The following is a 26653-nucleotide window of genomic DNA, read 5'->3' on the forward strand; positions in this document are numbered from 1 at the left end:
TTTTTCAATACCTATTTGACGCCCGCGCTGGCAATGCCGGTGGCGATGTATTTTTGCAAAAATGCGAACACCAGCGTGACCGGCACCAGCGTGATGACGGTCATGGCCAGCAGGTAGTGCCACTCGGTGGTCAGCTCGCCCTGGAAAGAATTGAGCGCCAGCTGCAGCGTGAAATTCTCCGGTTTGGACAAGACCAGCAGCGGCCACAGGAAATCGTTCCAGCGCCACATGACAGAAAAGATCGCCAGCACCGCCAGCGCCGGCGCCGACAACGGCAACACGATCTTCCAGTAGATGCGCCACTCGCTGGCGTTGTCCATGCGCGCCGCTTCGATCAACTCATCGGGAATGGTCAGCATGTACTGGCGCAGCAGGAAGACGCCGGTGGGCGTCGCCACCGCCGGCCAGATCACGCCCCACAGGCTGTTGAACAAGCCGACGCCGGACACGATCAGGAAGGCCGGCACCAGGATGATGGTGGGCGGGATCATCAGCGTCGCCACGATCAGCAGCAACACCGCCTTCTGTCCGGTGAAGCGGTACTTGGACAAGGCAAACGCCGCCATCGAATTGAACAGCAAGGTGATCGCCGTCGCCATGACGGTGATGAAAACGCTGTTGTTGAGGTTTTGCAGGAAGTTGAACTTGCCGAACAGCTCGGTATAGTTGCCCGTCGCTATGCTGACTTCGCGCACCGGCTTGCGTTCCTTGATGTTGATCTTCAGTTCCTGTCCAGGTTGGGCCGGATCGACCATGGTGGCGATGATGCCCATGCGGCGCAGCTCCACCATCTCGCGCGGCTTGCCGTCGGCGCCTTTGACGGTGAACACCGGGTGAGGCTTGCCGTCAAAGGCTTCACCGGTGAGCTTCACCATTTTTTGCGTGTAGGGCAGCAGGGTCGGCGGGAATTCGCTGATCGCCGCCTCGCTCTTGAACGACGACAGCACCAGCCACAGCACCGGCGCAAACATCAGCAGCAGGCCCATCAACAAATACAGGTAACTGAGCCAGTCGGTCCAGTGCAGGCGCCGGCGACCGCGCGTACGGATAAGAAAATTTTTCATGCGGGCAGTCTCAATAGTCTCGTGTCAATTTGCTTTCGGATCCGCGGAGTCATCAGCGCTTTCTCTTTCCCGCTTCACCGGCGCGCGACAGCTTCAGCTGCAGCAGCGTCAGCACCAGGATGCCCGCCGCCAGCACCAGCGAAGCGGCGGCCGCCAGACCGTAGAGATGGATCTGCTCCGCAAAACCGACCTGATAGATGTACTGGACGATGAAGGTCGTGGCCGATCCCGGACCGCCGCCGGTCAGCACGAATACTTCGTCGAAGATCTGGATCGCGCGGATCAGGGCCAACACCACGACCACGATCAGATTGGGCATCAGCAGCGGAATCGTGATGCGGCTCAGGGTGCGCCAGGGCGACGCGGCATCCATCTCGGCGGCGTCGTACACGTCGCGCGGGATCGCCTGCAAGCCGGCGAGCAGGATCAGCGTGTAAAAACCCATGTGCGCCCAGATCGACACGAAGATCACCCAGAAGAAAGACCAGTTGGCGTCGGTCAGCCATTCCTGCGCGTCGTAACCGCCGGCCATCAGGCCGGCATTGAGCAGGCCGTGCCGCTGCAATATCCACTTCCACAACAGCGCCACCACCACCGGCGACAACAGCACCGGATAGAAAAACACGCCGCGCCAGAAACTGCGGCCGATGATCTTGCGATTGAGCACCAGCGCCGTCAGCAACGAAAAGAACACCATCAGCACGACTTGCAGGACGGTGAACTTCGACGTATTGGCAATCGCCTTCCAGAACAAATCCTGGTTGCAGGTGGAGATGTCGAAATGATTGCTGCACTCGAACAGCATGGAGAAATTTTCCGCCCCGACAAAGGGACGCGCCGACGGCATGATCTGCACGCCGGAAGTCATCGCGTAATGGAAATTGATGACGATGGGCAGAAAGGTGAACAGTCCGAAGATGATCAGATTGGGACCGACGAACAGCCAGGCGATGCGCGACAGGCCGAGCCAGCGCTGGCCGATGCGGAAAAACGGTTCGAACAGATTGAAAAAACAGCTTGCGATGAAACCCACGACTTCTCCTGAAGAGCAAAGCTCCGGCAAAAACCACGAAAAAGCAGACGACAGAACGCGGAAAACTCTGTCCGGTAATCAGATCGCGATGGCCCGGCTTGCGGCCATCGCGGCCCGCGGTTTATTTTTTCGCCTGCCTGACCGATTCGGCCATGTCGCTGGAGAGTCGCGTCATGGCGTCGTTGACGCTCATCTCGCCGACGATGGCCTGGGTCACGCGCGTGACGGTCGGGAACATCAGCGAGCGATTGTATTGATAGCCTTGCAGACGATACGCCAGCGGCGACAGACGAGGGATGTCGGTGGAAAAGACTGCCAGTGCGGCCTTGATCTCCGGCGCCGAGGCGTAGTTGATGCCCTTCTGCACCAGGCCCTGATGCGCCGGCAAGTTTTCGGTCTTGGCCATCATCTCGGCGTAGATGTCTTCCTGCGCCAGGAAGTCGAGGAAACGACCGGCTTCCTTGGGCGACTTGCTGCCCTTCAACGCGACGAAGGCAGCGCCGCCCGGCATGCCGGAACAGGCCGCCGGTCCGCAAGGATTGGGCACCACGATCCAGTCGAAGTTTTTGCCGATCTGGCTGCTCATGCGGCGGATCTGCCAGGAGCCGCTCAGGTACATCACGATACGGCCGTTCTTGAAATCTTCAAAACCGTCGCGATAAGCGGAACCGCCGGCGCCGGCCCAGACTTCCTTGGACATGGTGCCGTCCTTGTTCCAGCCGACGAATTTTTGCACCAGCGCCTTGTAACCGTCGTCGATGACCAGATCGCCGTTGGCGTTAAACAGCTTGGCGCCATAGCTGATGGCGGGACCGGCAAAGCGGTGGCCGGAGCGGTCCCATGCCATTGCCGCTTCCAGCTGCGTCGCCTTGGCGACTTTGCGCGTGGCGGCGACCCAGTCGTCCCAGGTCGCTTTCGGCCCCGGCAACGGCACGTTGGCTTGTTCGAACAAGGTCTTGTTGACGTAAGGCCCGGTCACCGTCAGTTGCGACAGCAGACCATAGATGCCCTTGTCGCCGGCGCTGGTGCGCATCCACGACAGGGTGTTGCCGAAATTCTTTTCCCAGTAATTGCGATCCTGCACGTAGGGGCCGATGTCCAGGTAGTACTTGGCCAGTCCGCCGATCTCGGTCACGCGGGCGATGTCGGGGCCTTGGCCCGATGCCAGCTGGACGGGCAGTTGCTCGACCACGGTCTTGTAGGGGACCTTGTCGATGATGATTTTGGTGCCGGGATTTTTTGCCTCGAAACGTTTGGCCAGCTCGGCGGTGACGTCGCACTCGTTGCCGTCCTGATAGCACATGACGCGGACGTCTGCGGCCCATGATGCGGCGCTGCAGCCCACTGCTGCGCAAAACGCCAACAAGCGCATTGCATGACGGTTACGGCCGGGGCGCGCTTTCGATTGACTCATGTTGTCTCCACTGTATTGCGCCGCCTTGAAGCAGCTGCTGATTTTTATTTTTTGCCAAAAAAGCCACCTGTACCTTAGCAGGTCCAGGTGGCCAACCTCAAGCTATTTCAGTCCACAAGCTTACTCAGTCAAACTTAGAAGAAATGACGGAAGCCCGCCATGATCACAGCCTGGTTGCGTCCTGACGATGGCGAACTGTTTTGCGAATCGCCGACGACAGCGACAGCATTGACGATATTGCCGGTGCCGGCTTTACCCAACGTCTGGCCGCGCGCCAGCTGATAGGCTTGCAGCAGGTAGAACGCCGTACGCTTGGACAGCGAGTAGGTTTCTTCCAGCGCGATCTGATGATACTTGGCCGGATCGGTGATGCCGTTGGCGGCGCGCTCGCGGGTATAGCTGTAACCTGCCGCCAGCATCCATGCCGGAGTCGCCTGGAACGTCGTGATCAGGCCCAGCGTATCGAAGGTGGCTTTTTGCGAGAACAGCGAACCGTTGCCAGGCTTGTACTGTGCATTGGCGTAGTTGGCGCCGAACATCCAGTTGCCGGTGGTATAGCGCGTGGCGCCGGCGATCATCACGACGTTGTCGGAAGATGCATAGCCGTTGTTGATTGCCGAGGTGGCGAAACTGCCGGAGGCGGTCGAGTTCCAGGTTGTGGCCGAACCGGAGCCGTTCTTCAGGCGTTGAAAGCCGAGTGCGAAATTCCACGGACCGACGTCGTACTTGCCTGCCAGGCTGTAGGCATTGCCGGTGGAGGTGGAACCGGCCGTTTCACCAAAACCGTACAAGGCGCTGATCTGCGCACCGCCGCCGAAGGTCGGCGAGATGTAGGTGACCGCGTTGCTGATGCGCACGGTGGTGTCCAGGCCGTCGACGTCGCCCGGGTGGGCGCCGGTTGCACCGGTCAACACGCTGGTCGGTCCGATGGCGCCGACATACTGGAAGTAAGGCGTGTACTGGCGACCGAGCAGCGCGCTACCGTAAGTGTTGTTGACCAGGCCGACGAAGGACTGGCGATTGAACAAGGTATTGGCCGAGCTCATGCCGCCGGTGTTGACGTCAAAGCCGTTTTCCAGCGTGAACACCGCTTGCGAACCGCCGCCCAGGTCTTCCGATCCCTTGAAGCCGATCTTGCTGGCGTTCAGGTTGCCGGTGCGCAGATACAGATTGTGCAGACCGCCTTGATTGTTGGTGTAGACCAGCGCATCGTCGATCGCGCCGTAGATCGTCACGCTGCTCTGCGCGGAAGCCTGCACCGATGCGCCTGCCGCGACAATTGCCAGCCCTCCCATTGCCAAACTGCGTCGTAGTTTCATTTCTTCTCCTCTTCTTATGCTCGGATATTCGCGGTATTGCTCCGCCCTAAATTGATTCCGGTATGCAGGGCATGGCCGAACTCAAAACCTGTACAACAACAAATCGAAGACGCAGGAATCCCCGGCAGTACGGACATGCCGACTGCATTGATTTCGTTTTTCAGGGGATGCCGCCGGCGCGAGGCCGGTTACCGCAGAAAGCGTCCTATGCCTATGTATAGGGCGCAAAAGTGCGTGCAAAGGTGCACAGGCTGCTGCAGATGCTGATCATGTTCATCGCTGTCTCCGTCCTGGGTGACGTCCTCTGCGGGACGTTCTTTCATCACGCATGACGAGACCGGGGTCCGGTGTCTTAACGCCATGCCTTTTTAAACTCGTTCATCACACGCTCGAGATGCTCGCGCATCGCGTCGCGCGCCGCGACCGGGTCACGCGCCACCAGCGCATCGAAGACCTTCTGGTGTTCTTCCAGCGAGGCTTCGCGCAACTGCTGCGTGTGGAAATGCTCTTCCAGCTTCTTCCACAACACGCCGCGCAACTGGTCCCACAAAGCCGTGACGACTTGCGCCATCACGCTGTTGCCGCTGGCTTCGGCGATGCGGATGTGAAACAGCCGGTCATCCGCTTCGTTGGCCAGCTTGTCCTGAAAATTGCGCCCCATCGCCGCCAGTTGCGTATAAATCTTGTCGATGTCGGCATCGGTGCGGTTCTGCGCCGCCAATGCCGCCACTTCCGACTCGATCACCCAACGTGCCCGCAACAACTCGAACGGTCCGGCGCCGCCATCGGGGATGAATCCCACCGGCTTGGTCGCCGCGTCGCAGACATAAATGCCTGACCCGCCGCGCACTTCCACCAGCCCCTGCACCTCCAGCGCGATGATCGCTTCACGCACCGAAGTACGACTGATCTCGAACCGGTCCGCCAGGCTGCGCTCCGAAGGCAGGCGCTCGCCCGCCTTGAACTCGCCTTGCAGGATCAGATCTGCAATCTGTTCCGCCAGACGCTGATACGAGCGCTCCGGCGCTGACGCTGGTTCCAACAATTCTGAACGCACTGCTTTTCTTGCTACTTTTGCTGCCTTGTTTGCTGAATTCGTTGCTGCTGCATCCACAGTTGAGGCTGATGATCGAATCTGACGATCTGCCATAAAACCCTCTTTTTTAGCTTTAAATTGGTCTATCCACTGTATAGAAAAGCAGCATTCAAAGCAATCAGTGGCTTACCAATTTGAGCGATACTCTCATTTTGGTCTAACCATGTCAATCATCATGCGCACCGGTTTGTGGCTTAAAAACAAAAGACTACGGAGATCCGGTCCTGTTCGACTATTGCGCCGAGCAAATTGGAATGCCATAATCAATATTGGTTAGACCACATTAAAAATCCACCCAGAACAGCCGGGCGCCCAGGCAATCCAAAACCAGACCGCTCGCATCGAGACAAGGAAATCGCATCCATGAAGATCCTCAGCGCCAAGGTCATCGTGACCTGTCCAGGCCGCAACTTCGTCACCCTCAAGATAGAAACCGACCAGGGCATCTACGGTATCGGTGACGCCACCCTGAACGGACGCGAACTTGCCGTCAAATCGTATCTGGAAGATCACATCATTCCTTGCCTGATCGGCCGCGACGCGTCGCGCATCGAAGACACCTGGCAATACCTCTATCGCGGCGGTTACTGGCGCCGCGGCCCGGTCACCATGACCGCGATCGCAGCCGTCGACATGGCGCTGTGGGACATCAAGGGCAAGGCCGCCAACCTGCCGGTGTACCAGCTGCTGGGCGGCAAGAGCCGCGAAGGCGTGATGGTCTACGGCCACGCCAACGGTCGCGACCATGCCGAAGCGCTGGATGCCGTCGGCCATTACATCGACATGGGTTACAAGGCGATCCGGGTGCAATCCGGCGTGCCGGGACTGGACAAGGCCTACGGCGTCGGCAAGGGCAACATGTATTACGAACCGGCCGACAAGGGCTTGCCCGACGAAGAAATCTGGGACACGCCGCTGTACCTGCGCCATACGCCCGACCTGTTCGAAAAAGTGCGCGTCAAATACGGCAGCGACCATCACCTGCTGCACGATTGCCACCACCGCCTCAAACCGATCGAAGCGGCGCAATTGGGCAAGGCGCTGGAACCGTTCAAGCTGTTCTGGATGGAAGACGCCACCCCGGCCGAAAACCAGGAAGCCTTCAAGCTGATCCGCCAGCACACCACCACGCCGCTGGCCGTCGGTGAAATCATGAGCACCATCTGGGACTGCAAGGACCTGATCCAGAACCAGCTGATCGACTACATCCGCACCACGGTCGTTCACGCCGGCGGCATCACGCACCTGCGCCGCATCGCCGATCTGGCCTCGCTGTATCAAGTCCATACCGGCTGCCACGGCGCCACCGATTTGTCGCCGGTGAGCATGGCCGCGGCGCTCAATTTCAACATGTGGGTGCCGAATTTCGGCGTACAGGAATACATGCGCCACACGCCGGAAACCGATGCGGTCTTCCCGCACGGCTACTACTTCGACAAGGGCTATCTGATGTTGCCCGACGCACCGGGTCTGGGCGTGGACATCGACGAAGCGGCGGCGCTCAAATTCCCTTACGAGCGCGCCTACCTGCCGACTTGCCGACTGCGTGACGGCACGGTGTGGAACTGGTGATGGCGATTTGATTCTACCGCCGTCGTCCTGACGAACGTCAGGATCCAGCGTCGTATCGTAGTCCGTCACGACACTGGGTCCCGGCTTTCGCTGGGACGACTGCCAAATTCTATAGCGGCAATCAGGCGCCGCGCGCGCGGTCTTCCTTGAACCTGGCGACGAATTGGGCGAACTGTCCGTCGTCGATGGCGGCGCGGATTTCCTTCATGATCTGCAGGTAGTAATGCAGGTTGTGAATCGTGTTCAGGCGCGCGCCGAGGATTTCGCCGGTGCGATGCAGGTGATGCAGGTAAGCGCGCGAGAAGTTCTTGCAGGCGTAGCAGTCGCAGGTTTCGTCGAGCGGCTTGGTGTCTTCCTTGTAGCGCGCGTTCTTGATCTTGATGTCGCCGAAACGCGTGAACAGCCAGCCGTTGCGCGCATTGCGGGTCGGCATGACGCAGTCGAACATGTCGACGCCGCTGGCCACGCCGGCGACCAGGTCTTCCGGCGTGCCGACGCCCATCAGGTAGTGCGGCTTGTCGGCCGGCAGGCGCGGGCCGATGTGATCCAGCACGCGCATCATGTCTTCCTTCGGTTCGCCGACCGACAGGCCGCCGATGGCGATGCCGTCGAAGTCGAGTTCGTTCAGGCCCGCCAGCGATTCGTCGCGCAAGGTTTCGAACATGCCGCCCTGGACGATGCCGAACAGCGCGTTGGGGTTTTCGCCCTTGTCGAATTCGTCGCGCGAACGTTTGGCCCAGCGCAGCGACATGCGCATCGATTGCGCCGCTTCCACTTGCGTGGCGGGACGGCCGTCGATTTCATACGGCGTGCATTCATCGAACTGCATGACGATGTCGGAGTTCAGCACGCGCTGGATCTGCATCGACACTTCCGGCGAGAGGAACAGCTTGTCGCCGTTGATCGGCGAGGCGAAGTGCACGCCCTCTTCGGTGATCTTGCGCATGTCGCCCAGCGAAAACACCTGGAAGCCGCCGGAGTCGGTCAGGATAGGCTTGTCCCAGCCCATGAAGCCGTGCAGGCCGCCGAATTTCGCCATCACCTCCAACCCCGGGCGCAGCCACAGGTGGAAGGTATTGCCGAGGATGATCTGGGCGTCGATCTCCTTGAGTTCCAGCGGCGACATCGCCTTGACGGAACCGTAGGTGCCGACCGGCATGAAGATCGGCGTCTCGACCACGCCGTGGTTCAGTTTGACGCGACCGCGACGGGCGTTGCCGTCGGTTTTGAGCAGGGTAAATTCAAGCATGATGTGTACAGGTTAGCAGCATGGCGTCGCCATAGCTGAAGAAACGATATTGATGCGCGATGGCGTGCGCGTAAGCCGCACGAATATTGTCGTAACCGGCAAAGGCCGAGACCAGCATCAGCAGCGTGGACTTGGGCAAGTGGAAGTTGGTGATCAGGCGATCGACGGTTTTAAACGCATAGCCCGGCGTGATGAACAGCCGCGTGTCGGCGCTGCCGGCTTCCAGCGTGCCCGATTGCGACGCCGACTCCAGCGCGCGCATGCTGGTGGTGCCGACGGCGACCACCTTGCCGCCCGCCGCCTTCACCGCGCGCACCTTGTCCACCGTCTCCTGGGCGATGGTGTACCACTCGCTGTGCATCTTGTGCTCGGACAGGTTTTCCACCCGCACCGGCTGGAAGGTGCCGGCGCCGACGTGCAGCGTGACGAAAGCGGTATCGATGCCCTTGGCTTTCAGCTTGTCGAGCAAGGTTTCATCGAAATGCAGACCGGCGGTCGGCGCGGCAACCGCACCCGGCTCCTTGGCGTACACGGTCTGGTAACGCGTCTCGTCGAACTCGTCGGCTTCGTGTTCGATGTACGGCGGCAACGGCAGGCTGCCGTATTGCTCCAGCAGTTCGAACACATCCGACGGAAATTGCAGCGTATAGAACTCGCCGTAGCGCTCGCCGACGATCACGTCGAAAGCATCTGCCAGACGGATCTGCGTACCCGCCGGCGGCGACTTGGAAGCCCGCACCTGCGCGTGCACGCTGCGGCTGTCGAGCACCCGCTCGACCAGCACTTCGACCTTGCCGCCGGTTTCCTTGACGCCGAAGAAACGCGCCTTCAGCACGCGGGTATCGTTGAATACGAGCAAATCGCCCGGCGACAGCAAGTCGACCACGTCGGCGAAGCGACGGTCGGTCAATGCAAGGTTGCCTGACTGCGCGTCGACCTGCAGCAGGCGCGAAGCACTGCGTTCGGCCAGCGGCAACTGCGCGATCAACTCAGGCGGCAAGTCGAAATCGAAATCGGAAAGTGAATACATGGAAAATAAGTCATGGAAGCGGCAACACTGTAGATAAACACAGTAAAATAGCGCCGAACCCTCTATTTTACGCTTTCTCGACATAGAAACCTCACTGCATGCCAGCACCGAAGAAGAAAGCTTCCGCCGACAGCACCAAGGCCGCCCAAAGCGCTCCGCCGCTGAGCAATGCCCAGAAGGCGCAAAACAAGCTCGCCAAACTGGGCTTGCGCACCGACATGGATCTGGCGCTGCATCTGCCGCTGCGCTACGAGGACGAAACCCAGGTCATGAGCATCCACGACGCCAGCCTGCGCGGCACGCAAGTGGTGCAGGTCGAGGGCATCGTCAGCAAGAGCGACGTCCAGTTCCGCCCGCGCCGCCAGTTGGTGGTCACCATCGCCGACGACAGCGGCCCGCTGGTGATGCGCTTCCTCAATTTTTACGGCAGCCAGGCCACGCAACTTGCCGAAGGCGTGCGCGTGCGCGTGCGCGGCGAATTGCGCCACGGCTTCTTCGGCGCCGAGATGGTCCACCCCACCTATAAAGTCGTGCTCGAAGGCGCGCCGCTGCCGACCGCGCTCACGCCCGTCTACCCGGCCGGCGAAGGCCTGTCGCAGGCGTATCTGCGCAAGGCCATCGGCGGCGCGCTGTCGCGCATCGACTGGCGCGACACCCTGCCGCAGACCACGCTGGACGAACTGAAGCTGGGCGGCTTCGAATCTTCGGTGCGCCTGCTGCACAATCCGCCGACCGACGTCGACGAATACGCGCTCGAAGAACGCTCGCATCCGGCCTGGATACGCATGAAATTCGACGAGCTGCTGGCGCAGCAACTGTCGCTCAAGCGCGCCCAGGCCGCGCGCCGCGCCCGCAATGCCAGCGCGCTGCCCACCATCGGCAAGATTTCCAGGGCTTTCATCAAGCAGCTGCCGTTCAAGCTGACCGGCGCGCAGCAACGCGTGCTGGAAGAAATCCGCCACGACCTGCAGGAATCCTTCCCGATGCAACGGCTGCTGCAAGGCGACGTCGGCAGCGGCAAGACCGTGGTGGCGGCGCTGGCTGCTGCACAAGCCATCGACAGCGGCTTCCAGGCGGTGCTGATGGCGCCGACCGAAATCCTGGCCGACCAGCATTTCCGCAAGATCGCCGCATGGATGGAACCGCTCGGCGTCCAGGTCGCCTGGCTCACCGGCAGCCTGAAGAAAAAAGAAAAGGCCGAAGCCAACGCCCGCATCGAATCCGGCGAGGCGCGCCTGGTCATCGGCACGCATGCGCTGATCCAGGACAACGTGCAGTTCCGGAAACTCGGGCTGGTGATCGTCGACGAGCAGCATCGCTTCGGCGTCGGCCAGCGTCTGGCGCTGCGCAACAAGGCCTTCGACGCCGAGAACGGTGCGCCGCAAACCGTGCCGCATCAACTGATGATGTCGGCCACGCCGATCCCGCGCACGCTGGCCATGACCTACTACGCCGATCTGGAAGTCTCCGTCATCGACGAGCTGCCGCCCGGCCGCACGCCCATCGTCACGCGCACCATCGACCAGAACCGGCGCGACGAAGTGATCGCGCGCGTGCACGCCGCCGCGCAGGAAGGCCGTCAGATTTACTGGGTCTGCCCGCTGATCGAAGAATCCGAGGCGCTGCAATTACAGACCGCCACCGACACCTATGCGATGTTGGCGGAAGCCCTGCCCGACCTGCGCATCGGCCTCGTGCACGGCCGCCTCAAGCAAGCCGAAAAACAAGAAGTCATGGACGCCTTCAGCCGCGGCGACATCCACGTGCTGGTCGCCACCACCGTGATCGAAGTCGGCGTCGACGTACCCAACGCTTCGCTGATGGTGATCGAACACGCCGAGCGCTTCGGCCTGTCGCAACTGCACCAGTTGCGCGGCCGCGTCGGTCGCGGCGCCGCGGCCAGCGCCTGCATCCTGCTGTACCAGAGCCCGCTCGGCGGCACCGCCAAGCAACGCCTGATGACCATGCGCGAAACCGCCGACGGTTTTGAAATCGCCCGGCGCGACCTCGAGATCCGCGGTCCCGGCGAATTCCTCGGCGCGCGCCAGTCGGGCGAAGCGCTGCTGCGTTTCGCCGATCTGGCGACCGATCAGTGGCTGGTGGAAAAAGCCCGCAACCTGGCACAGACGCTGTTGCAAAACGACGATGCCATCGTCGATGCGCATTTACAGCGCTGGCTGGGCGGCAAGGAAGACTTTCTCAAAGTCTGACGATTTCACCGGCTTTCTTTCACGCCTTACCGTCCGGGCATTTACAACTCGGCCTGCATCGCCGACATTAGCGTTTTTCAATGGAGACTTCATGCAAAACGCCGCGCCCGCAGACGACAACGACACCCTGCAATCTCCCGTCAGCATCTTGTCAGGCCGCCTGCGTGTTGCGCTCGGCATTGTGCAAGGCTTGCTGCTGTATGCGCTGTATTCGAGCTGGACGGCCAGGTCCGGGATCTCCACACAGCCGATGCTGTTCATCCCGACACTCATGCTGGCGGTATTTTTGCCGATCATTGCGGTATCGGGCATCGGCCATTTGTCACGCCGCAATCTGCTGATCTGGCTGGCGACGCTGGCCGTCGTACTGTGTGGCCTGGGAATGTATGACGCCTGGCGCGCCGATTTGTCCTCGCTCTTGCCGCCCCGGCATATCGATGATGCCTGCTGCGGCAATGGCTCAACCGGTGAATCAAAGAGCTTGCCCTCGTCGGCACTGATCTTCCTCACGATCACAGGCCTGTTTATCGCGCAGGCCATGATGCTGGCCGGCGACGCCGACGGACGGCGCATTGCCAGCTATCGCAGCTATTTTGAAATGGCGTGGAAGCTGCTGGTGCAACTGATGTTTGCGGCGCTCTTTACCGGCTTGTTCTGGCTAGTGCTGGAAACCGGCAACGCCCTGTTTTCACTGATTAAGCTCACTTTCCTCGGCAAGCTGCTCGAAAAGAGCTGGTTCAACATCCCCGTCACGACGCTGGCGTTCTCGTTCGCGCTGCATCTGAGCGACGTTCGCCCGCAAATCGTCGCGGGAATCCGCAAACTGCTGCTGACCTTGCTGTCGTGGCTGCTGCCGATGGCGACGATCGTGATCGGCGCCTTTTTATTGAGCATCCTGACGACCGGGCTGGAACCTTTGTGGCAAACACGGCGCGCATCGTATGTGCTGCTGGGCGCGACAGCCCTGCTGGTCGTACTGATCAATACGGTATACCAGGACGGCTATCACCTGACGCAAAAGACGCACCGTTTCTTCTCGATCTGTACGCGCATCGCCTGCCTGTTGCCGGTTCCGCTGGTATTGCTGGCGACGTATTCGCTGGGCCTGCGCGTCGCCGAATACGGCTGGACCGTCAGCCGCATCACCGGTGCGACATGTGCGCTGGTTGCTGCGATGTATGCGACCGGCTATGCACTCGCCGCCATTCGCATGCGCGACAATCTTCAACGCATCTCGGCGACCAACGTGCTGGCCAGCTTCGCCATCCTGGTGATTTTTCTGGCCTTGCTGTCGCCGGCGGCCGATCCGGCGCGCATTGCGGTCGCCGACCAATTGCATCGGCTCACTCAAGGCAAGACCGGCGCGGATGGTTTCGACTTTCGTTTTCTGCGCTTCAACGGTGCGCGTTATGGCGTACAGGAGTTGAAGCGGATCAGCGAGCAAAACAACAGCGCCTATCCTGCGGCCGTTCAGGACAAAGCCCGTCTGGCACTGGCAAGCACCGACCGCTGGGCGACGGACGAGTTCGTCGTGGCGGCGCCTGACCTGAACGCGAACATCCTCATGCATCCCTCCGATCGGAAATTGCCGAAAGAATTCGCTGCGCAGGACTGGCGCAATGCAGCTGAGCGTTATCACCTGCCTCTTTGCATGACCAAGCGAAGCCATCTGTGCGATGCCTATGTCGTCAAACCCGATCTTGCCGCCGGCGAGCAATTACTGGTTTTTGAAAGCAGCAGCGGACCAGCCCTGTTCAAGCAAAATACCGACGGCCAATGGCAGCTCATCGGCAAATTGCTCGCCTTGCCAGGATGCGTCGAACAATTGCGCAAGAGCGCCGGGCTGGACACCTTGAACTGGCAATTGCCGCAACAGCGCGACATCGAAATCAACGGCGTGCGCGTGCACATGGAATCGGTGCAAACCGGGATAACAGACTGCACCAAAACCGACGCAAAGAAATAAAGCAAACGGCGGTCGTTGAACGGCTAGGAAAAGGTCTTCATATACGCCAGCAGATTATCCAGATCCTTTTCATTGCCGATCCCCCAGAATCGCATCTTGGTCCCCGGCACGACATCGCCGGGCGACTTCATGAAAGCGCGCAACTTGTCTTCGGTCCAGACGATGCGCGAATTCTGCATCGCAGGCGAATAGCGATAGTCCCTGGTCGAAGCCGCCGGCCGGCCGACGATGCCGTTCAACTGCGGCCCGAAACCGGCGCGCGCCGACGGGCCGATCTGATGGCAACCGGCGCATTTGGCAAACGCCGCCTTGCCGGCCGCGGCGTCGCCGGCGGCCTGTGCCGATAGCGACAGGCAGAGCATCGCGGCCGCCAGCACCGAGGCCCGCATCCATACTTGTTTTTTACTCATGTTCTGCTCTGCCGATCCGGAGTTTTTTCTGCGCTTGGGCGCAACTCTAGCATGCAGGCGCCGCCCTGCATGTCACCTGCAAATGAGCTATAGTCTGCGCATATCAGCCCGCATAAGTTCATATGACACTCACCGAACTCAAGTACATCGTCGCCGTCGCGCGCCAAAAGCATTTCGGCCATGCCGCCGAGGCCTGTTTCGTGGCGCAGCCGACCTTGTCGGTTGCGATCAAAAAACTGGAAGACGAACTCGGCGTCATCATCTTCGAACGCGGCGGCACCGAAGTCTCGGTCACGCCGCTGGGCGCGCAAATCGTGGCGCAGGCCGAACGCGTATTGGAACAGACCGCCGCCATCAAGGAAATCGCCAGCCAGAACAAGGACCCGCTGTCGGGCCCGCTGCGCCTGGGCATCATCTACACCATCGGCCCCTACCTGCTGCCCTCGCTGGTCAAGACCATGATAGAGACCGTGCCGCAGATGCCGCTGATCCTGCAGGAAAATTTCACCACCCGCCTGATCGAACTGCTGCGCCAGGGCGAACTGGATGCGGCCATCATGGCGCTGCCTTTCCCCGAGCACGGCCTGATAGTGCAACCGCTGTACGACGAAGAATTCGTCATCGCCCTGCCCAAGCATCACCGATGGGCCGAGCGCAAGGAAATCACTGCCCAGGACCTGAAGACCGAAACCATGCTGCTGCTCGGCAACGGCCACTGCTTCCGCGATCAGGTGCTGGAAGTCTGTCCGGAAATGTCGCGTTTCTCGACCGCCGGCGACGGCATCGCGCGCACCTTCGAAGGTTCGTCGCTGGAAACCATCCGCCACATGGTGTCGTCCGGCATCGGCATCACCGTGCTGCCGCAGGCGTCGGTGCCCGACATGCACGCCAAGGACGGCATGGTGCGCTATGTGCCGTTCAGCAAACCGGTGCCGTCGCGTCGCGTGGTCATTGCCTGGCGCAAGAGTTTTACCCGCCACGCCGCCATCGATGCGGTGCGCAAGGCCGTGCTGTCCTGTAATCTGCCCGGCGTCGACATGCTGCATGAAGCGGAAGTCACGGAAGGCTGAAGCCGTCACCGATGAAAGAGCTCCCGGTAATCCGCCATCCCTTTCCCACCTTTTCCGCCTGGAGGAAATGTTTTGAACTCGTCGTCTTTCGCGCTGTACGTTGATGCCCAATTCCTCAGTCCTTATGCGATGTCCGCCTTCGTCGCGCTGACCGAGAAGAACCAGCCTTTCGAACTGCGCACCGTCGACCTGACGCTGCAACACAATCACCTGCCGGAATACGCGCAATTGTGCATGACGCATCGCGTGCCGACGCTGTGCGAAGACGATTTCCATCTGTCGGAGTCGTCGGCGATCGACGAATACCTGGAAGATCGCTTTCCGGAAGCGGCGCCGCTGTATCCGCAGGATCCGCGACAAAAGGCCAAGGCCCGGGAAATCCAGGCGTGGCTGCGCAGCGACCTCGGACCGATACGCCAGGAGCGGCCCACCGAGGCCGTGTTCCTCGGCAAGAAGTACGAGCCCTTGTCGACTGCCGCGCAGTTTGCCGCGCGCAAGCTGATTGACGCCGTCGACGGCTTGCTGGGCGAAGACGCCGCCAATCTGTTCGGGCAATGGTGCATTGCCGACACCGATCTCGCCGTGATGCTCAATCGCCTGGCCCTGCATGGCGACGCCCTGCCGCCCAAGCTGATCGCCTATGCCCGGCAACAATGGCAGCGGCCGTCGGTACAGCGCTGGCTGGCGTTGGAGCGGCCGACCGTCTCGTAACAAGCACCTCCCATCGACCTTCAACAAGAAAAATCAAGGAGTGTTCATGTCTTTGTCTTCATTGACCAAACGTTGCGGCCTTGCCGTTTCAATCTCGGCTTTGCTGCTGGCCGGACCGGCGACGGCGCAAAGCGCGTCGCTGCAGTTGATCAACGAATATCCGGCCACGTCGATCACCGCCAGTGCCGACCTGCAGTTTGCGGCCGCCGTCAAACAGTTGTCCAACGGCGACATCGCCGTGACCACGCTGCAGGAAGCCGCCAACCCCTACAAGGGCAAGGACCAGGTCAGCGCAGTGAGCAGCGGCAAGGCGGAAATCGGCACGCTCTTCGCCGGCATCCTGGGCGGCAGCGACTCCTTCTTCCTGCTGTCGTCGCTGCCTTTCGTGGTGGATGATTTCGATCAGGCACAAGCGCTGTTCACCTGCACCCAGCCGGAGCTGGAACGCCATCTGGCGGCGCTGAACATGCGCCTGCTGTATGCCACGCCATGGCCGCCGTCGGGCATCTGGTCGGCCAAAGCGCTGCCGGACGTCGAGGCGGTCAAGGCGCTCAACATCCGCACCTACGACGACAACAGCCGCGGCGTCTTCCAGCGCGTCGGCGCCAACAGCGTCAACCTGCCGTTCTCTGCGGTCGGTCCAAAACTTGCCTCGGGCGAACTCAATGCCGTGCTGTCGTCGGGCGACGGCGGCGCCGGCAATCGCCTGTGGGACCAGTTGCCCAACTTCACCGCGATCAGCTATGCGATCCCGCTGAGCTACACCATCATCAACAACGACGTCTGGAACAAGCTGACGCCGGCGCAGCAAAGCATCCTGACGCAAGCAGCCAAGACCACCAGCGACGCCAGCTGGGCCAACGTCAAGAACCGCATCCAGGACAACTACGCGCGCATGAAGGAACACCACATGCAATTGAATCTGCAACCGGCGGCAAGCATGCGCCAGGCGTTGCGCAAGGCAGGCCAGGAGCAGGCCGACAGTTGGTGGCGGCAAGATAAAAATAGCGACATCCGCACACGCTGCGCGGCCGTATTGCAGGCAAAATAAGCAAAGTTAAGAACCGCCGGAAAACGAAGCAAACCGAGGAGATCCTGATGCCAAGCAAAGACACACTGGAAAAGTTCATCGCGCGCGTCGAAGCGAATGCGCACATCGAGGCCGTGGAAGAGTTCTACGCCGAAGATTCCACCATGCAGGAAAACGGCAACCCGCCGCGCTTCGGCCGCGACGCCCACGTCGCCAACGAACGCAAGGTCATGGCGCGCGCGAAGTCGCTGCAGTCAAAGTGCGTGCGACCGGTGTTCGTGGAAGGCGACAAGGTGGTGATACGCTGGATCTTCCGCTTCGAATGGCTGGACGGCACCGTCACGCGGATGGAAGAGCTGGCCTACCAGCGTTGGGAAGGCGAACATATCGCCGAAGAGACCTTCTTCTACGACCCGGCACAACGCGTGCCGCTCGTAGAAGAGAAATACTGAAAAATCAGAACAAGTCGATATCGCCGCCGACCGGCTTCTTGGACAGTTTGCCGGCGTAATCGCGTTCTTTCATTGCCAATGCCGGATCGGCGGACTTCAGCTTCTTGACCAGAACCTTTCCCGAACGCGGGAAATAGTGCACCTTGCGCGGCCAGATGTCGTTCAGATCTTCCGCCACCACGCGGATGCCTTCGGTACGCAGATAGTTCCTGACGAAAGCCGCATTGCGCTCACCCACGTTGATCGCGTTGAATCCGCGCAACACCGCGCCGCCGCCGAACACCTTCGACTCCAGATTTTCGCGCTTGGCGCCGGCCTTGAGGACTTCGTTGATGAGAATTTCCATGGCGTAAGTGCCATAACGCATCGAGGATGAAATCGGGCTATCCGCATCGTTGCCGCCATCCGGCAGCATGAAATGGTTCATCCCGCCGATGCCGTTGACGCGGTCGCGGATGCAGGCCGACACGCACGAACCCAACACCGTCACGATCATCATGTCGTGGTGCGTGTAATAGTACTCACCGGGAAGAATTTTTGCCGTATCGCAATTAAAGCTGCGGTCGTGATAGACATGGGATGCGAACTGCTCGATATTTGCGTTCATCGTTTTTCCTTTTCCGGTGCGGGGGGACCGATCGTTGTCTTAGGCAACATCTTATTAAGTATGTTGAAACGATTTTATGTGCCCGGACGCGTTGCCGATATAGGGGAATCCCCTATGCCCTCGCAAAGCCAGCCCGTCCCCCATTCGGCAAAACGGCCCGGCATCCATGACGATGCCGGGCCGTTTTTGCGGGCTCTTCCCTCTTACACTTCCGACCGGATCGGATTGCGAATGATGCCCACTCCGGTAATTTCGGTTTCCAGCAGATCGCCCGGTTTCAGGAATTCCGGCGGCGTGCGCGCAAAGCCGACGCCCGACGGCGTGCCGGTGGCAATGATGTCGCCCGGCTCCAGCGTCATGCCGCGCGACAACTCGGCGATGATGCGCGGGATTTTGAAATACATCTGCTTGTAGCTGGCATTCTGTTTTTCGACGCCGTTGACGCGGCAGATCACGCGCACCTCATCGAGCTGCACGCCTGCGGCGGTGACGATCCACGGCCCCATCGGACCGTGCCCGTCCAGGCTCTTGCCTTTGAACCATTGCCCGCCGTGGCGCTTCTGCTGCACCTCGCGCGAGGTGGTGTCGTTGTAGGCGGCGTAGCCGAAAACGTAATCCATCGCCTTGTCTTCCTGGATGTTCCGCCCGCGCTGGCCGATGACGACGGCCAGTTCGGCTTCCCAGTCTGTGGTGTTGGAATTGGTGATGTCGTGCGGAATCGGATCGAAGGGGCCGTTCATCGTATGCGTGGCCTTGGTGAAAAACACCGGATGATCGGGCAGCTTTTGCACCGCCTTGTCGGCGCGCGCGTTCTTGCCTTCTTCGAAGTGATCGAGGTAGTTCCAGCCGACGCAATAGATGTTGCGGTCAGGGCGCGGGATCGGCGACATCAGCGTAGCGTGGCTGAGGTTCGGCAAGCCGGATTGCCGGGCGGCGCGGTCAACCACCGTCTTCACCTGGGCAAATCCTGCGTTGCCGCTGGCGACCAAAGCCAGCATCGACGAGGCATCGAAACCGAGCGTCACGTTCTGGCGTTGCGCCTCGCTTTTGATATCGACCACGCGGCCGTCGTCCAGCACGACGATGACGGTCGGCGCGCCGGAACCGCCCAGCCTTGCCGTCGCCAGACGCATGCCGACCTTGCCTGCCAGCGGTGTGACCAGCAGCGATTGCTGGCCGCTGTTCGCCGTCTGCGCCTGCGCCAGGTTCTGTCCCATCAGCATGCTGCCGACAGCCGCCGATGCGCCGGCCTTGATCCAATTACGACGATTTTTGTCCATCCTTGTCTCCTCTTCTTTTAGTGAAGTTATTTTCCGGTCAACTCCTTCCAGAACTGCCGGTCTTTTTCAAACGACTGCAATAGCCAATTGGTGAAAGCAGCGACGTTGCCGTTCATCTCGCCCTCTTGCGGATACACCAGCCAGTAAGCCTGCGCGGTCTGCTTCAGCGTCAACGTATCCGCCAGCGGCACCATCAGGCGTCGCTGCTGCAAGGCATGCGCCACCAGCGAAGAGCGCGCCAATGCGACACCCTGCCCCGCGATCGCCGCATCGACGGCGGCGCTTTCCTGATTGAAGACGACACCGCCGCCGACCGCAACCGGCTCATCCTGCTCGCCCTGCTCCGCGAACCAGTCCGTCCATGCCTGACGGTCATTCACGTGCAGCAGGCCGGCGCCGGCGATCTCGCTCAGCGACCTGAAGCCCGCAAGAGCCGGCGCGCAGACCGGCAACAGGAACTCATCGCCCAATCGGGTGCAGGACAAGCCGGACCAGGGGCCTTCGCCGTAGCGGATGGCGACGTCGATGTCTTCGCGGATGAAGTTTGCATGACGCTCGCTCTGGTCGAGCCGCAATTCCAGCTCCGGATATTGCGCGGTGAATTCGCCCAGGCGCGGCACCAGCCATTTGGCGGCGAAATTGGGTGAGGTGGAAATCGCCAGTTGCTGCCGGTCCGCTTGCGCGTACAAGCCGCGCGTGCCGCGTTCGATGCGATCGAAGGCGTCGCCGACGACGTCCAGATAGCGCTGCCCGGCCTGCGTCAGCCGCAATTGATTGGACAGCCGCTCGAACAGGACCACGCCGAGCTCCTCTTCCAGCGCCTTGACCTGATGGCTGACGGCGCCCGCGGTGACGTTGAGCTCCTCCCCCGCCAGCGTAAAACGCCGATGCCGCGCCGACGCCTCGAAAGCGCGCAGGGCATTGAGCGATGGCAGTTTGCGAGCGGTCATCGTGACATGAGAAATATTGAGGCCGGCCTGAGAAAAGATGCTTTGCAGTTCCGGCACGAGGAAATTTATTATAGACCGCAATGCACGCACCCATCTTTTACTCTCGTGAGGAATCACCATGAATCTGGAACAACGTCTCGCCGAACTCGCCATCACCCTGCCCGCCTCCGCCGCACCCGGTGCGCAATACGCACCCGGCGTCGTCCATCAGGGACTGGCCTGGATCGCCGGCCAGTTGCCGCGCGACGGCGACCGCGTGCTGGTGTCAGGCAAGCTGGGCCGCGAGGTCAGCATCGACGATGCAAAAATGGGAGCGCGCGCGGCGCTGATCCGCGCCTTGGCCGCCTTGCGCGATACCGTGGGCGATCTGAAGCGTGTCGACAAGATCCTGCGACTGAACGTCTACGTCAATAGCGCCGACGACTTCAGCCAGCAGAGCGCCGTGGCCGACGGCGCCTCATCGCTGATCTATGAACTGTTCGGACCTGAACAAGGTCGCCACGCGCGCACCAGCGTCGGCGTCGCGCAATTGCCGCGCAATGCCGCCGTCGAGCTGGATATCGTGGTGGCGTTGGAGAGCTGAACCCCCGGTAACCGAATACAAAAAAAAGCCGGCAAATTACTGCCGGCTTTTTCATTGCAATGCATTGGTTTAATCAATACGATGCGTCGTTTGCGGATCGAACCAGTGCAACAGGTTGGCGTCGAAACCGGCCGTCACCGATTGACCCATCGCCACGTCGGTGCCTGCCGCGCAACGGATCACCATGGACTGCCCGCCGCAACGCGTGTGCACCAGCAACTCGGCGCCCAGCGCTTCGACCAGTTCGACTTGCATGTTCAGGCCGGGACGCCCCAGTTGCAGATGCTCCGGACGAATGCCCAGGATGCGCGCTCCGCCGCCGATGTTCTTCGAGGCCGGCAACTCGACCGTCGAACCGTCGTCGAAGGTGAAACGCGCACCATCATCGCTGAGCTTGCCGTTGAGCAGGTTCATCGGCGGCGAGCCGATGAAGCTGGCGACGAAAGTCGTCGCCGGCTTGCCGTAGACTTCCGCCGGCGTGCCGATCTGTTCGGCGCGGCCCTTGTTCATCACGATCATGCGCTGGCCCAACGTCATCGCTTCGACCTGGTCATGCGTCACGTACAGGCTGGTGGTGCGCAGCGAAGCATGCAGCTTCTGGATTTCCAGGCGCATTTGCACGCGCAGCTTGGCGTCGAGGTTCGACAGCGGTTCGTCGAACAGGAACACCGCCGGCTTGCGCACGATCGCACGCCCCATCGCCACGCGCTGGCGCTGGCCGCCGGACAGTTGACGCGGCGTGCGTTCCAGCAGTGCACCCAACTCCAGAATCTCCGCCGCGCGTTGCACGCGCGTGTCGATCTCGGCCTTGGGCAAACCCTGGATCTTCAGCCCGTAAGCCATGTTCTCGTACACGCTCATGTGCGGATACAGCGCGTAGTTCTGGAACACCATGGCGATGTCGCGCTCTTTCGGTTCCAGGTTATTGACCACGCGGTCGCCGATCATGATGTCGCCGGAACTGATTTCTTCCAGCCCCGCAACCATGCGCAACAGCGTCGACTTGCCGCAGCCGGACGGACCGACCATGACGATGAACTCGCCGTCGGCGATATCGATGTCGATGCCGTGGATGACGTCGACTGCTTTCGGCGCTTTGCCGTAGGTCTTCTTGACTTGCTTGAGATGAATTTTTGCCATGTTATTTCTCGGAATCGACCAGACCTTTAACGAACCACTTTTGCATGACCACGACCACCAGCCCCGGCGGCAACATCGCCAGGATCATCGTTGCCATCACCATATTCCATTCCACCGCCGAGTCGCCGCCCGAGATCAGCGTCTTGATGCCGATGCCGATCGGGTACATGGTTTGCTCGGTGGCGATCATCAGCGGCCACAGATACTGGTTCCAGCCGTAGATGAACATGATCACGAACAGCGCAATCACATTGGTGCGCGACAGCGGCCACAGCACGTCTTTCAGGAAGCGCAACGGCCCCGCGCCGTCGATGCGCGCCGCCTCCGCCAGCTCGTCCGGCACCGTCAGGAAGAATTGCCGGAACAGGAAGGTCGCCGTGGCCGAGGCGATCAGCGGCACCGTCAGGCCGGCATAGCTGTTGAGCATGCCGAAGTCCGACACCACCTGATAGGTCGGCGTGATACGCACCTCGACCGGCAGCATCAGCGTGACGAAAATCATCCAGAAGAACAGATTGCGTCCGCGGAAACGGAAGTAGACCATCGCGAATGCCGACAGCATGGAGATCGAAATCTTGCCGATCGCGATCACCAGTGCCGTCACCAGGCTGACCCACAGCATGCGCGACACCGGCGGCGAGGACACGTTGCCGGAAGCGCCCTGCGTCAGGACGGTTTTGTAATTGGCGACCATCTCCGTGCCGGGCATCAGCGACAGCGGCGACATGGCCGATTGCTCGGCGGTCTGGGTGCTGGCGATGAAGGCGACGTACAGCGGAAAGATCACGATGATCGCACCGATGATCAGCACCAGGTGGCTGACCGCGTCGAGAATGGGGCGGCGTTCAATCATGCTGGCGCTCCCTTCAGAATGAAATCAGGCATATTGCACCTTCTTTTCTACGTACTTGAACTGGATGACGGTCAACAGGATCACGATCACCATCAGCACCACCGACTGCGCCGCGGCGCTGCCGAGGTCGCCGCCCTTGAAGCCGTCGCTGAACACCTTGTAGACCAGGATCTCGGTGTCCTTGCCCGGACCGCCGTGGGTGGTCGCTTCAACGATCGCAAACGTGTCGAAAAACGCATACACGATGTTGACCACCATCAGGAAGAAAGTGGTCGGCGAGATCATCGGGAAGATGATCGTGAAGAAGCGTTTGACCGGACCGGCGCCGTCGATGGCGGCCGCTTCGATCAGCGATTTCGGAATCGATTGCAGGCCGGCGAGGAAGAACAGGAAGTTGTAGCTGATCTGCTTCCAGATCGCGGCGATGACGATCAGGGTCATGGCCTGGTTGCCGTTGACCATGTAGTTCCAGTTGATGCCGAGCCAGGCCAGCACGTGCGAAATCAGCCCCAGCGAAGGACTCAGCAGGAACATCCACAGCACGCCGACCACCACCGGCGACACCGCGTACGGCCAGATCAGGAAGGTCTTGTAGATCGCCGCGCCCTTGACGACGCGATCGGCGAACACCGCCAGGATCAGCGACAGCACCATGCCGCCCACCGCCACCAGCACCGAGAAGATCGCCGTGGTCTGGAAAGCGGCCAGATACGTCGGGTCGCCGAACAAGGCGGCGAAGTTGTCGAACCAGACGAATTCGGAATAACCGCCGAAGGCGTCCTGCAACAGCACCGACTGGTACAGGGCCTGCACCGCAGGCCAGAAGAAAAATAATATCGTGATCAGGATCTGCGGTGCGACCAGCGCATACGGCAGCCATGACGATATGAAGCGAGCGCGTTTTTCCACGATAGCTTGTGTCCTATAAACGATGCGATGCCGGGATTGCCGAGAACGTTTACATCCGCATCAGTGAATTCAGCTGGCAGCTAAAAAATGCATCGCCCCGGCGCGGGCCGGGGCTGAGTGTCTTGCCATCGCTTGTTCAAACCGCATTCCCGATTGGCTGAAGTCAGCGCCGGGAATGCAGTTCATACGATTTTTACTTATTGGCTTTTTCGAAGCGTGCCAGCAATTCGTCACCGCGTTTGGCGGCGCTGTCGAGCGCATCCTTCGGTGTCTTCTTGCCGGTCCAGACGTTTTCCAGTTCTTCGTCGATCACGGTGCGGATCTGTGCGTAGTTGCCCAGACGGATACCGCGCGACTTGTCGGTGGTCTTGACGATCATCTGTTTCACAGCGACGTCGGTGCCTGGATTGCGCTCATAGAAACCGGACTTCTGGGTGATTTCGTAAGCGGCCTTGGTCACCGGCAGGTAGCCGGTTTCCTGATGCCACTTGGCTTGCACTTCAGGCTTGGACAGGTAAGTGAAGAACTTCGCTACGCCCTTGTACTCGTCGGCCTTCTTGCCGCCCATGACCCACAGCGATGCGCCGCCGATGATGGTGTTTTGCGGTGCGCCTTGCACGTCGCTGTAATAAGGCAAGGTCGCTACGCCGAACTTGAACTTGGCGTTCTTGCGGATATCGGCGTAAGCGGACGACGAACCGGTGATGATGGCGCATTCGCCGGCGTTGAACTTGGCGTTGGCTTCATCCTTGCGGCCTGCGTAGATGAAGTAGCCTTGCTTGGCCCAGTTGGACAGGTTTTCAATGTGACGCACTTGCAGCGGACCATTGATCTTCAGACGCGCGTCGAGGCCGCCGAAGCCGTTGCTCTTGGTAGCCGTCTCGGTGTTGTGCCAGGCCGCGAACGACTCCAGCTGCACCCACGATTGCCAGGTGGTGGTGTAAGGACAGGTCACGCCGCTGGCTTTCATCTTGGCGGCCATGCCGACGAACTCTTGCCATGTTGCAGGCGGCTTGTTCGGATCCAGGCCGGCCTTGGCGAACAGGTCCTTGTTGTAGAACATGATCGTGGTCGAGCTGTTGAACGGGAAGGACATCATGCCCTTCGCCGTCGAGTAGTATCCGGAGATGGCTGGCACGTAGGCGTTCTGGTCGAACTTTTCGCCTGCTTGCTGCATCACTTCGTAGACCGGCTTGATCGCGCCCTTGGAGTAGACCATGGTCGCCGTGCCGACTTCAAAAATCTGCAGGATGTCTGGTGCATTGCCCGCACGATAAGCGGCAATCGCCGCAGCCATCGATTCGTCATAGGTGCCCTTGTAGACCGGGGTGACCTTGTAATCGGACTGGCTCTTGTTGAATTCGTCTGCCATGGTGTTGACGCGTTCGCCGAGGGCGCCGGTCATGGAATGCCACCACGAGATCTCTGTAACCGCGTAAGCGGAGCTTGTCATTGTCGCCATCACAGCTGCTGCTGCAAAGGCTTTCAGGTGCAGGTTCATTAGGGTAATCCTCCCGGAAAAAAGGTGACCGATGTTATCAAGTCATTGTGACTGTCTCGTTACACCGGGCGTACATTAACGTCTAATTTCGCCATTCGCAAATAATTTCGCAGTTGCCGATCATCAATCCCTCTCATTTGCTACAAGTGTTCACGTCGATAAAAAGCCGGTGAAAAAAAGTTCTCTCGATTCCTGTCGGCACTGTCAGAAATCTTCTTCGTCGCGCGGCCGTGACCAGCCGCTCACCCTCCGCTCACCCTCCGTTTACCCACCATTTATAATGGCATTTTTCCTCCCGGCCGCCCCGACATGAATCATTTGAATCAGCGCCTGAATCTTTACTTCCGACTGATCCGCCTGCACAAACCCATCGGCATCCTGCTGCTGCTGTGGCCGACGCTGATGGCAGTCTGGCTGGCGTCGGACGGCCGTCCGGACTGGCATATCGTGGCGATCTTCACGGTGGGCACGATCCTGATGCGCTCGGCCGGATGCGCCATCAACGACTACGCCGACCGCGATTTCGACAAGCACGTCAAACGCACCGTCGACCGTCCGCTCACCGCGGGCAAGATCAAGGCATGGGAAGCGGTCATGGTGGCGACGGTGCTGGCGCTGGTTTCCTTCCTGCTGATCCTGCCGCTCAACGGGCTGACCAAACAGTTGTCGGTCGCGGCGCTGATCGTCGCCGGCAGCTATCCCTACTTCAAACGCTTCTTCGCGATTCCGCAGGCTTACCTGGGCATTGCGTTCGGTTTCGGCATTCCGATGGGATTCGCGGCGGTGCAGGAATCGGTGCCGCCGGCGGCATGGCTGATGCTGGTCGCCAACATCTTCTGGGCGGTCGCCTACGACACCGAGTACGCGATGGTGGATCGCGACGACGACATCAAACTGGGCATGAAGACATCGGCCATCACCTTCGGCCGTTTCGACGTGCTGGCGGTGATGCTGTGCTATGTGACGGCGCTGGGGATTTTCTGGGCGGTGGGATGGCAGTATGGTTTGCGCACCTGGTTCAGCCTCGGCATGCTGACGGCGGCCGGCTGCGCGATCTACCACTACCGGCTGATCCATGAACGCGATCGCACCGGCTGCTTCGCCGCGTTCATGCACAACAACTGGCTGGGCGCGGCGATGTTTGCCGGGGTGGCGCTGGACTATGCTTTGGGTTGAGCAGAACACATCTCATGCATAGCGCAAA

General features: G+C 60.5%; 24 protein-coding genes. 9 read left to right on the forward strand and 15 right to left on the reverse strand.

Features of this window, described 5'->3' with window-relative positions; genetic code table 11:
• Positions 1–11: 11 nt before the first annotated feature.
• From PMI16_RS06850 to PMI16_RS06870, 5 genes are all read right to left on the reverse strand, one after another.
• Entirely contained in the window at positions 12–1064 is a 1053-nt protein-coding gene (locus tag PMI16_RS06850) for a carbohydrate ABC transporter permease (protein ID WP_007877784.1), read from the reverse strand.
• 52 nt (positions 1065–1116) lie between these two features.
• On the reverse strand, positions 1117–2097 hold the full coding sequence (locus PMI16_RS06855; RefSeq protein ID WP_007877797.1) for a carbohydrate ABC transporter permease: 981 nt from the start codon (positions 2095–2097) through the stop codon (positions 1117–1119).
• Between the two features lie 121 nt (positions 2098–2218).
• On the reverse strand, positions 2219–3511 hold the full coding sequence (locus PMI16_RS06860; RefSeq protein ID WP_007877801.1) for an ABC transporter substrate-binding protein: 1293 nt from the start codon (positions 3509–3511) through the stop codon (positions 2219–2221).
• Positions 3512–3645: 134 nt separating this feature from the next.
• The gene (locus tag PMI16_RS06865; protein WP_007877803.1) at positions 3646–4830 is read right to left on the reverse strand and encodes a porin; all 1185 of its coding nucleotides are present in this window, start codon (positions 4828–4830) and stop codon (positions 3646–3648) included.
• 352 nt (positions 4831–5182) lie between these two features.
• Complete coding sequence (locus PMI16_RS06870) at positions 5183–5980, reverse strand: FadR/GntR family transcriptional regulator (RefSeq protein ID WP_007877805.1); 798 nt, start codon at positions 5978–5980, stop codon at positions 5183–5185.
• Between the two features lie 309 nt (positions 5981–6289).
• On the opposite strand from PMI16_RS06870, the gene manD reads away from it, so the two are divergent.
• Positions 6290–7498 carry a D-mannonate dehydratase ManD gene (gene manD / locus PMI16_RS06875; RefSeq protein WP_007877806.1) on the forward strand — a complete coding sequence of 403 codons (1209 nt, stop codon included), beginning with the start codon at positions 6290–6292 and terminating at the stop codon, positions 7496–7498.
• Positions 7499–7619: 121 nt separating this feature from the next.
• On the opposite strand, the gene tgt is transcribed toward manD, so the two are convergent.
• On the reverse strand, positions 7620–8747 hold the full coding sequence (tgt, locus tag PMI16_RS06880; protein ID WP_007877808.1) for a tRNA guanosine(34) transglycosylase Tgt: 1128 nt from the start codon (positions 8745–8747) through the stop codon (positions 7620–7622).
• Entirely contained in the window at positions 8740–9777 is a 1038-nt protein-coding gene (queA, locus tag PMI16_RS06885; protein ID WP_034379450.1) for a tRNA preQ1(34) S-adenosylmethionine ribosyltransferase-isomerase QueA, read from the reverse strand. Before queA ends, tgt begins: the two co-directional genes overlap by 8 nt.
• A gap of 98 nt (positions 9778–9875) precedes the next feature.
• On the opposite strand from queA, the gene recG reads away from it, so the two are divergent.
• Both recG and PMI16_RS06895 read left to right on the forward strand, forming a co-directional pair.
• Positions 9876–11987, forward strand: a complete 2112-nt coding sequence (recG, locus tag PMI16_RS06890) for an ATP-dependent DNA helicase RecG (RefSeq protein WP_007877813.1) — start codon at positions 9876–9878, stop codon at positions 11985–11987.
• A gap of 91 nt (positions 11988–12078) precedes the next feature.
• Entirely contained in the window at positions 12079–13953 is a 1875-nt protein-coding gene (locus PMI16_RS06895; protein WP_007877817.1) for a DUF4153 domain-containing protein, read from the forward strand.
• 23 nt (positions 13954–13976) lie between these two features.
• Here PMI16_RS06895 and PMI16_RS06900 read toward each other — a convergent pair whose 3' ends face one another.
• Positions 13977–14363 carry a c-type cytochrome gene (locus tag PMI16_RS06900; protein ID WP_007877820.1) on the reverse strand — a complete coding sequence of 129 codons (387 nt, stop codon included), beginning with the start codon at positions 14361–14363 and terminating at the stop codon, positions 13977–13979.
• 122 nt (positions 14364–14485) lie between these two features.
• On the opposite strand from PMI16_RS06900, the gene PMI16_RS06905 reads away from it, so the two are divergent.
• From PMI16_RS06905 to PMI16_RS06920, 4 genes are all read left to right on the forward strand, one after another.
• The gene (locus tag PMI16_RS06905) at positions 14486–15433 is read left to right on the forward strand and encodes a LysR substrate-binding domain-containing protein (RefSeq protein WP_007877833.1); all 948 of its coding nucleotides are present in this window, start codon (positions 14486–14488) and stop codon (positions 15431–15433) included.
• Between the two features lie 72 nt (positions 15434–15505).
• Positions 15506–16144 carry a glutathione transferase gene (yfcF, locus tag PMI16_RS06910; RefSeq protein ID WP_007877834.1) on the forward strand — a complete coding sequence of 213 codons (639 nt, stop codon included), beginning with the start codon at positions 15506–15508 and terminating at the stop codon, positions 16142–16144.
• A gap of 46 nt (positions 16145–16190) precedes the next feature.
• Complete coding sequence (gene dctP, locus PMI16_RS06915; RefSeq protein WP_007877835.1) at positions 16191–17195, forward strand: TRAP transporter substrate-binding protein DctP; 1005 nt, start codon at positions 16191–16193, stop codon at positions 17193–17195.
• A gap of 47 nt (positions 17196–17242) precedes the next feature.
• Positions 17243–17626: a nuclear transport factor 2 family protein gene (locus tag PMI16_RS06920; protein ID WP_007877836.1), complete on the forward strand. Its 384-nt coding sequence runs from the start codon at positions 17243–17245 to the stop codon at positions 17624–17626.
• Positions 17627–17630: 4 nt separating this feature from the next.
• Here the strand turns inward: PMI16_RS06920 and cheD are convergent, their stop codons facing one another.
• The 3 genes from cheD to gcvA form a co-directional block, all read right to left on the reverse strand.
• Positions 17631–18233, reverse strand: a complete 603-nt coding sequence (gene cheD, locus PMI16_RS06925) for a chemoreceptor glutamine deamidase CheD (protein WP_007877837.1) — start codon at positions 18231–18233, stop codon at positions 17631–17633.
• Between the two features lie 203 nt (positions 18234–18436).
• Positions 18437–19513 carry a fumarylacetoacetate hydrolase family protein gene (locus PMI16_RS06930; protein WP_007877838.1) on the reverse strand — a complete coding sequence of 359 codons (1077 nt, stop codon included), beginning with the start codon at positions 19511–19513 and terminating at the stop codon, positions 18437–18439.
• Positions 19514–19539: 26 nt separating this feature from the next.
• Positions 19540–20520, reverse strand: a complete 981-nt coding sequence (gene gcvA / locus PMI16_RS06935) for a transcriptional regulator GcvA (protein WP_237719803.1) — start codon at positions 20518–20520, stop codon at positions 19540–19542.
• Positions 20521–20581: 61 nt separating this feature from the next.
• On the opposite strand from gcvA, the gene PMI16_RS06940 reads away from it, so the two are divergent.
• Positions 20582–21046 (forward strand): RidA family protein, encoded by a 465-nt coding sequence (locus PMI16_RS06940; RefSeq protein ID WP_007877842.1) that lies wholly within the window; start codon positions 20582–20584, stop codon positions 21044–21046.
• 69 nt (positions 21047–21115) lie between these two features.
• Here PMI16_RS06940 and PMI16_RS06945 read toward each other — a convergent pair whose 3' ends face one another.
• From PMI16_RS06945 to ugpB, 4 genes are all read right to left on the reverse strand, one after another.
• Positions 21116–22186 carry a sn-glycerol-3-phosphate import ATP-binding protein UgpC gene (locus PMI16_RS06945; protein ID WP_007877843.1) on the reverse strand — a complete coding sequence of 357 codons (1071 nt, stop codon included), beginning with the start codon at positions 22184–22186 and terminating at the stop codon, positions 21116–21118.
• A 1-nt stretch (position 22187) separates the two neighbouring features.
• Positions 22188–23039: a sn-glycerol-3-phosphate ABC transporter permease UgpE gene (ugpE, locus tag PMI16_RS06950; RefSeq protein WP_007877845.1), complete on the reverse strand. Its 852-nt coding sequence runs from the start codon at positions 23037–23039 to the stop codon at positions 22188–22190.
• A 24-nt stretch (positions 23040–23063) separates the two neighbouring features.
• Positions 23064–23948, reverse strand: coding sequence for a sn-glycerol-3-phosphate ABC transporter permease UgpA (gene ugpA / locus PMI16_RS06955; RefSeq protein WP_007877847.1), 885 nt, complete (start codon positions 23946–23948; stop codon positions 23064–23066).
• Between the two features lie 193 nt (positions 23949–24141).
• The gene (gene ugpB, locus PMI16_RS06960) at positions 24142–25449 is read right to left on the reverse strand and encodes a sn-glycerol-3-phosphate ABC transporter substrate-binding protein UgpB (protein ID WP_007877849.1); all 1308 of its coding nucleotides are present in this window, start codon (positions 25447–25449) and stop codon (positions 24142–24144) included.
• A 309-nt stretch (positions 25450–25758) separates the two neighbouring features.
• Here ugpB and ubiA point away from each other — a divergent pair, with 309 nt between their 5' ends.
• Positions 25759–26625, forward strand: a complete 867-nt coding sequence (gene ubiA, locus PMI16_RS06965; RefSeq protein WP_007877851.1) for a 4-hydroxybenzoate octaprenyltransferase — start codon at positions 25759–25761, stop codon at positions 26623–26625.
• Positions 26626–26653 lie beyond the last annotated feature (28 nt).

Origin of the sequence: Herbaspirillum sp. CF444 (assembly GCF_000282135.1) — a bacterium.
In the GTDB taxonomy this organism is placed as follows: domain Bacteria; phylum Pseudomonadota; class Gammaproteobacteria; order Burkholderiales; family Burkholderiaceae_D; genus Herbaspirillum.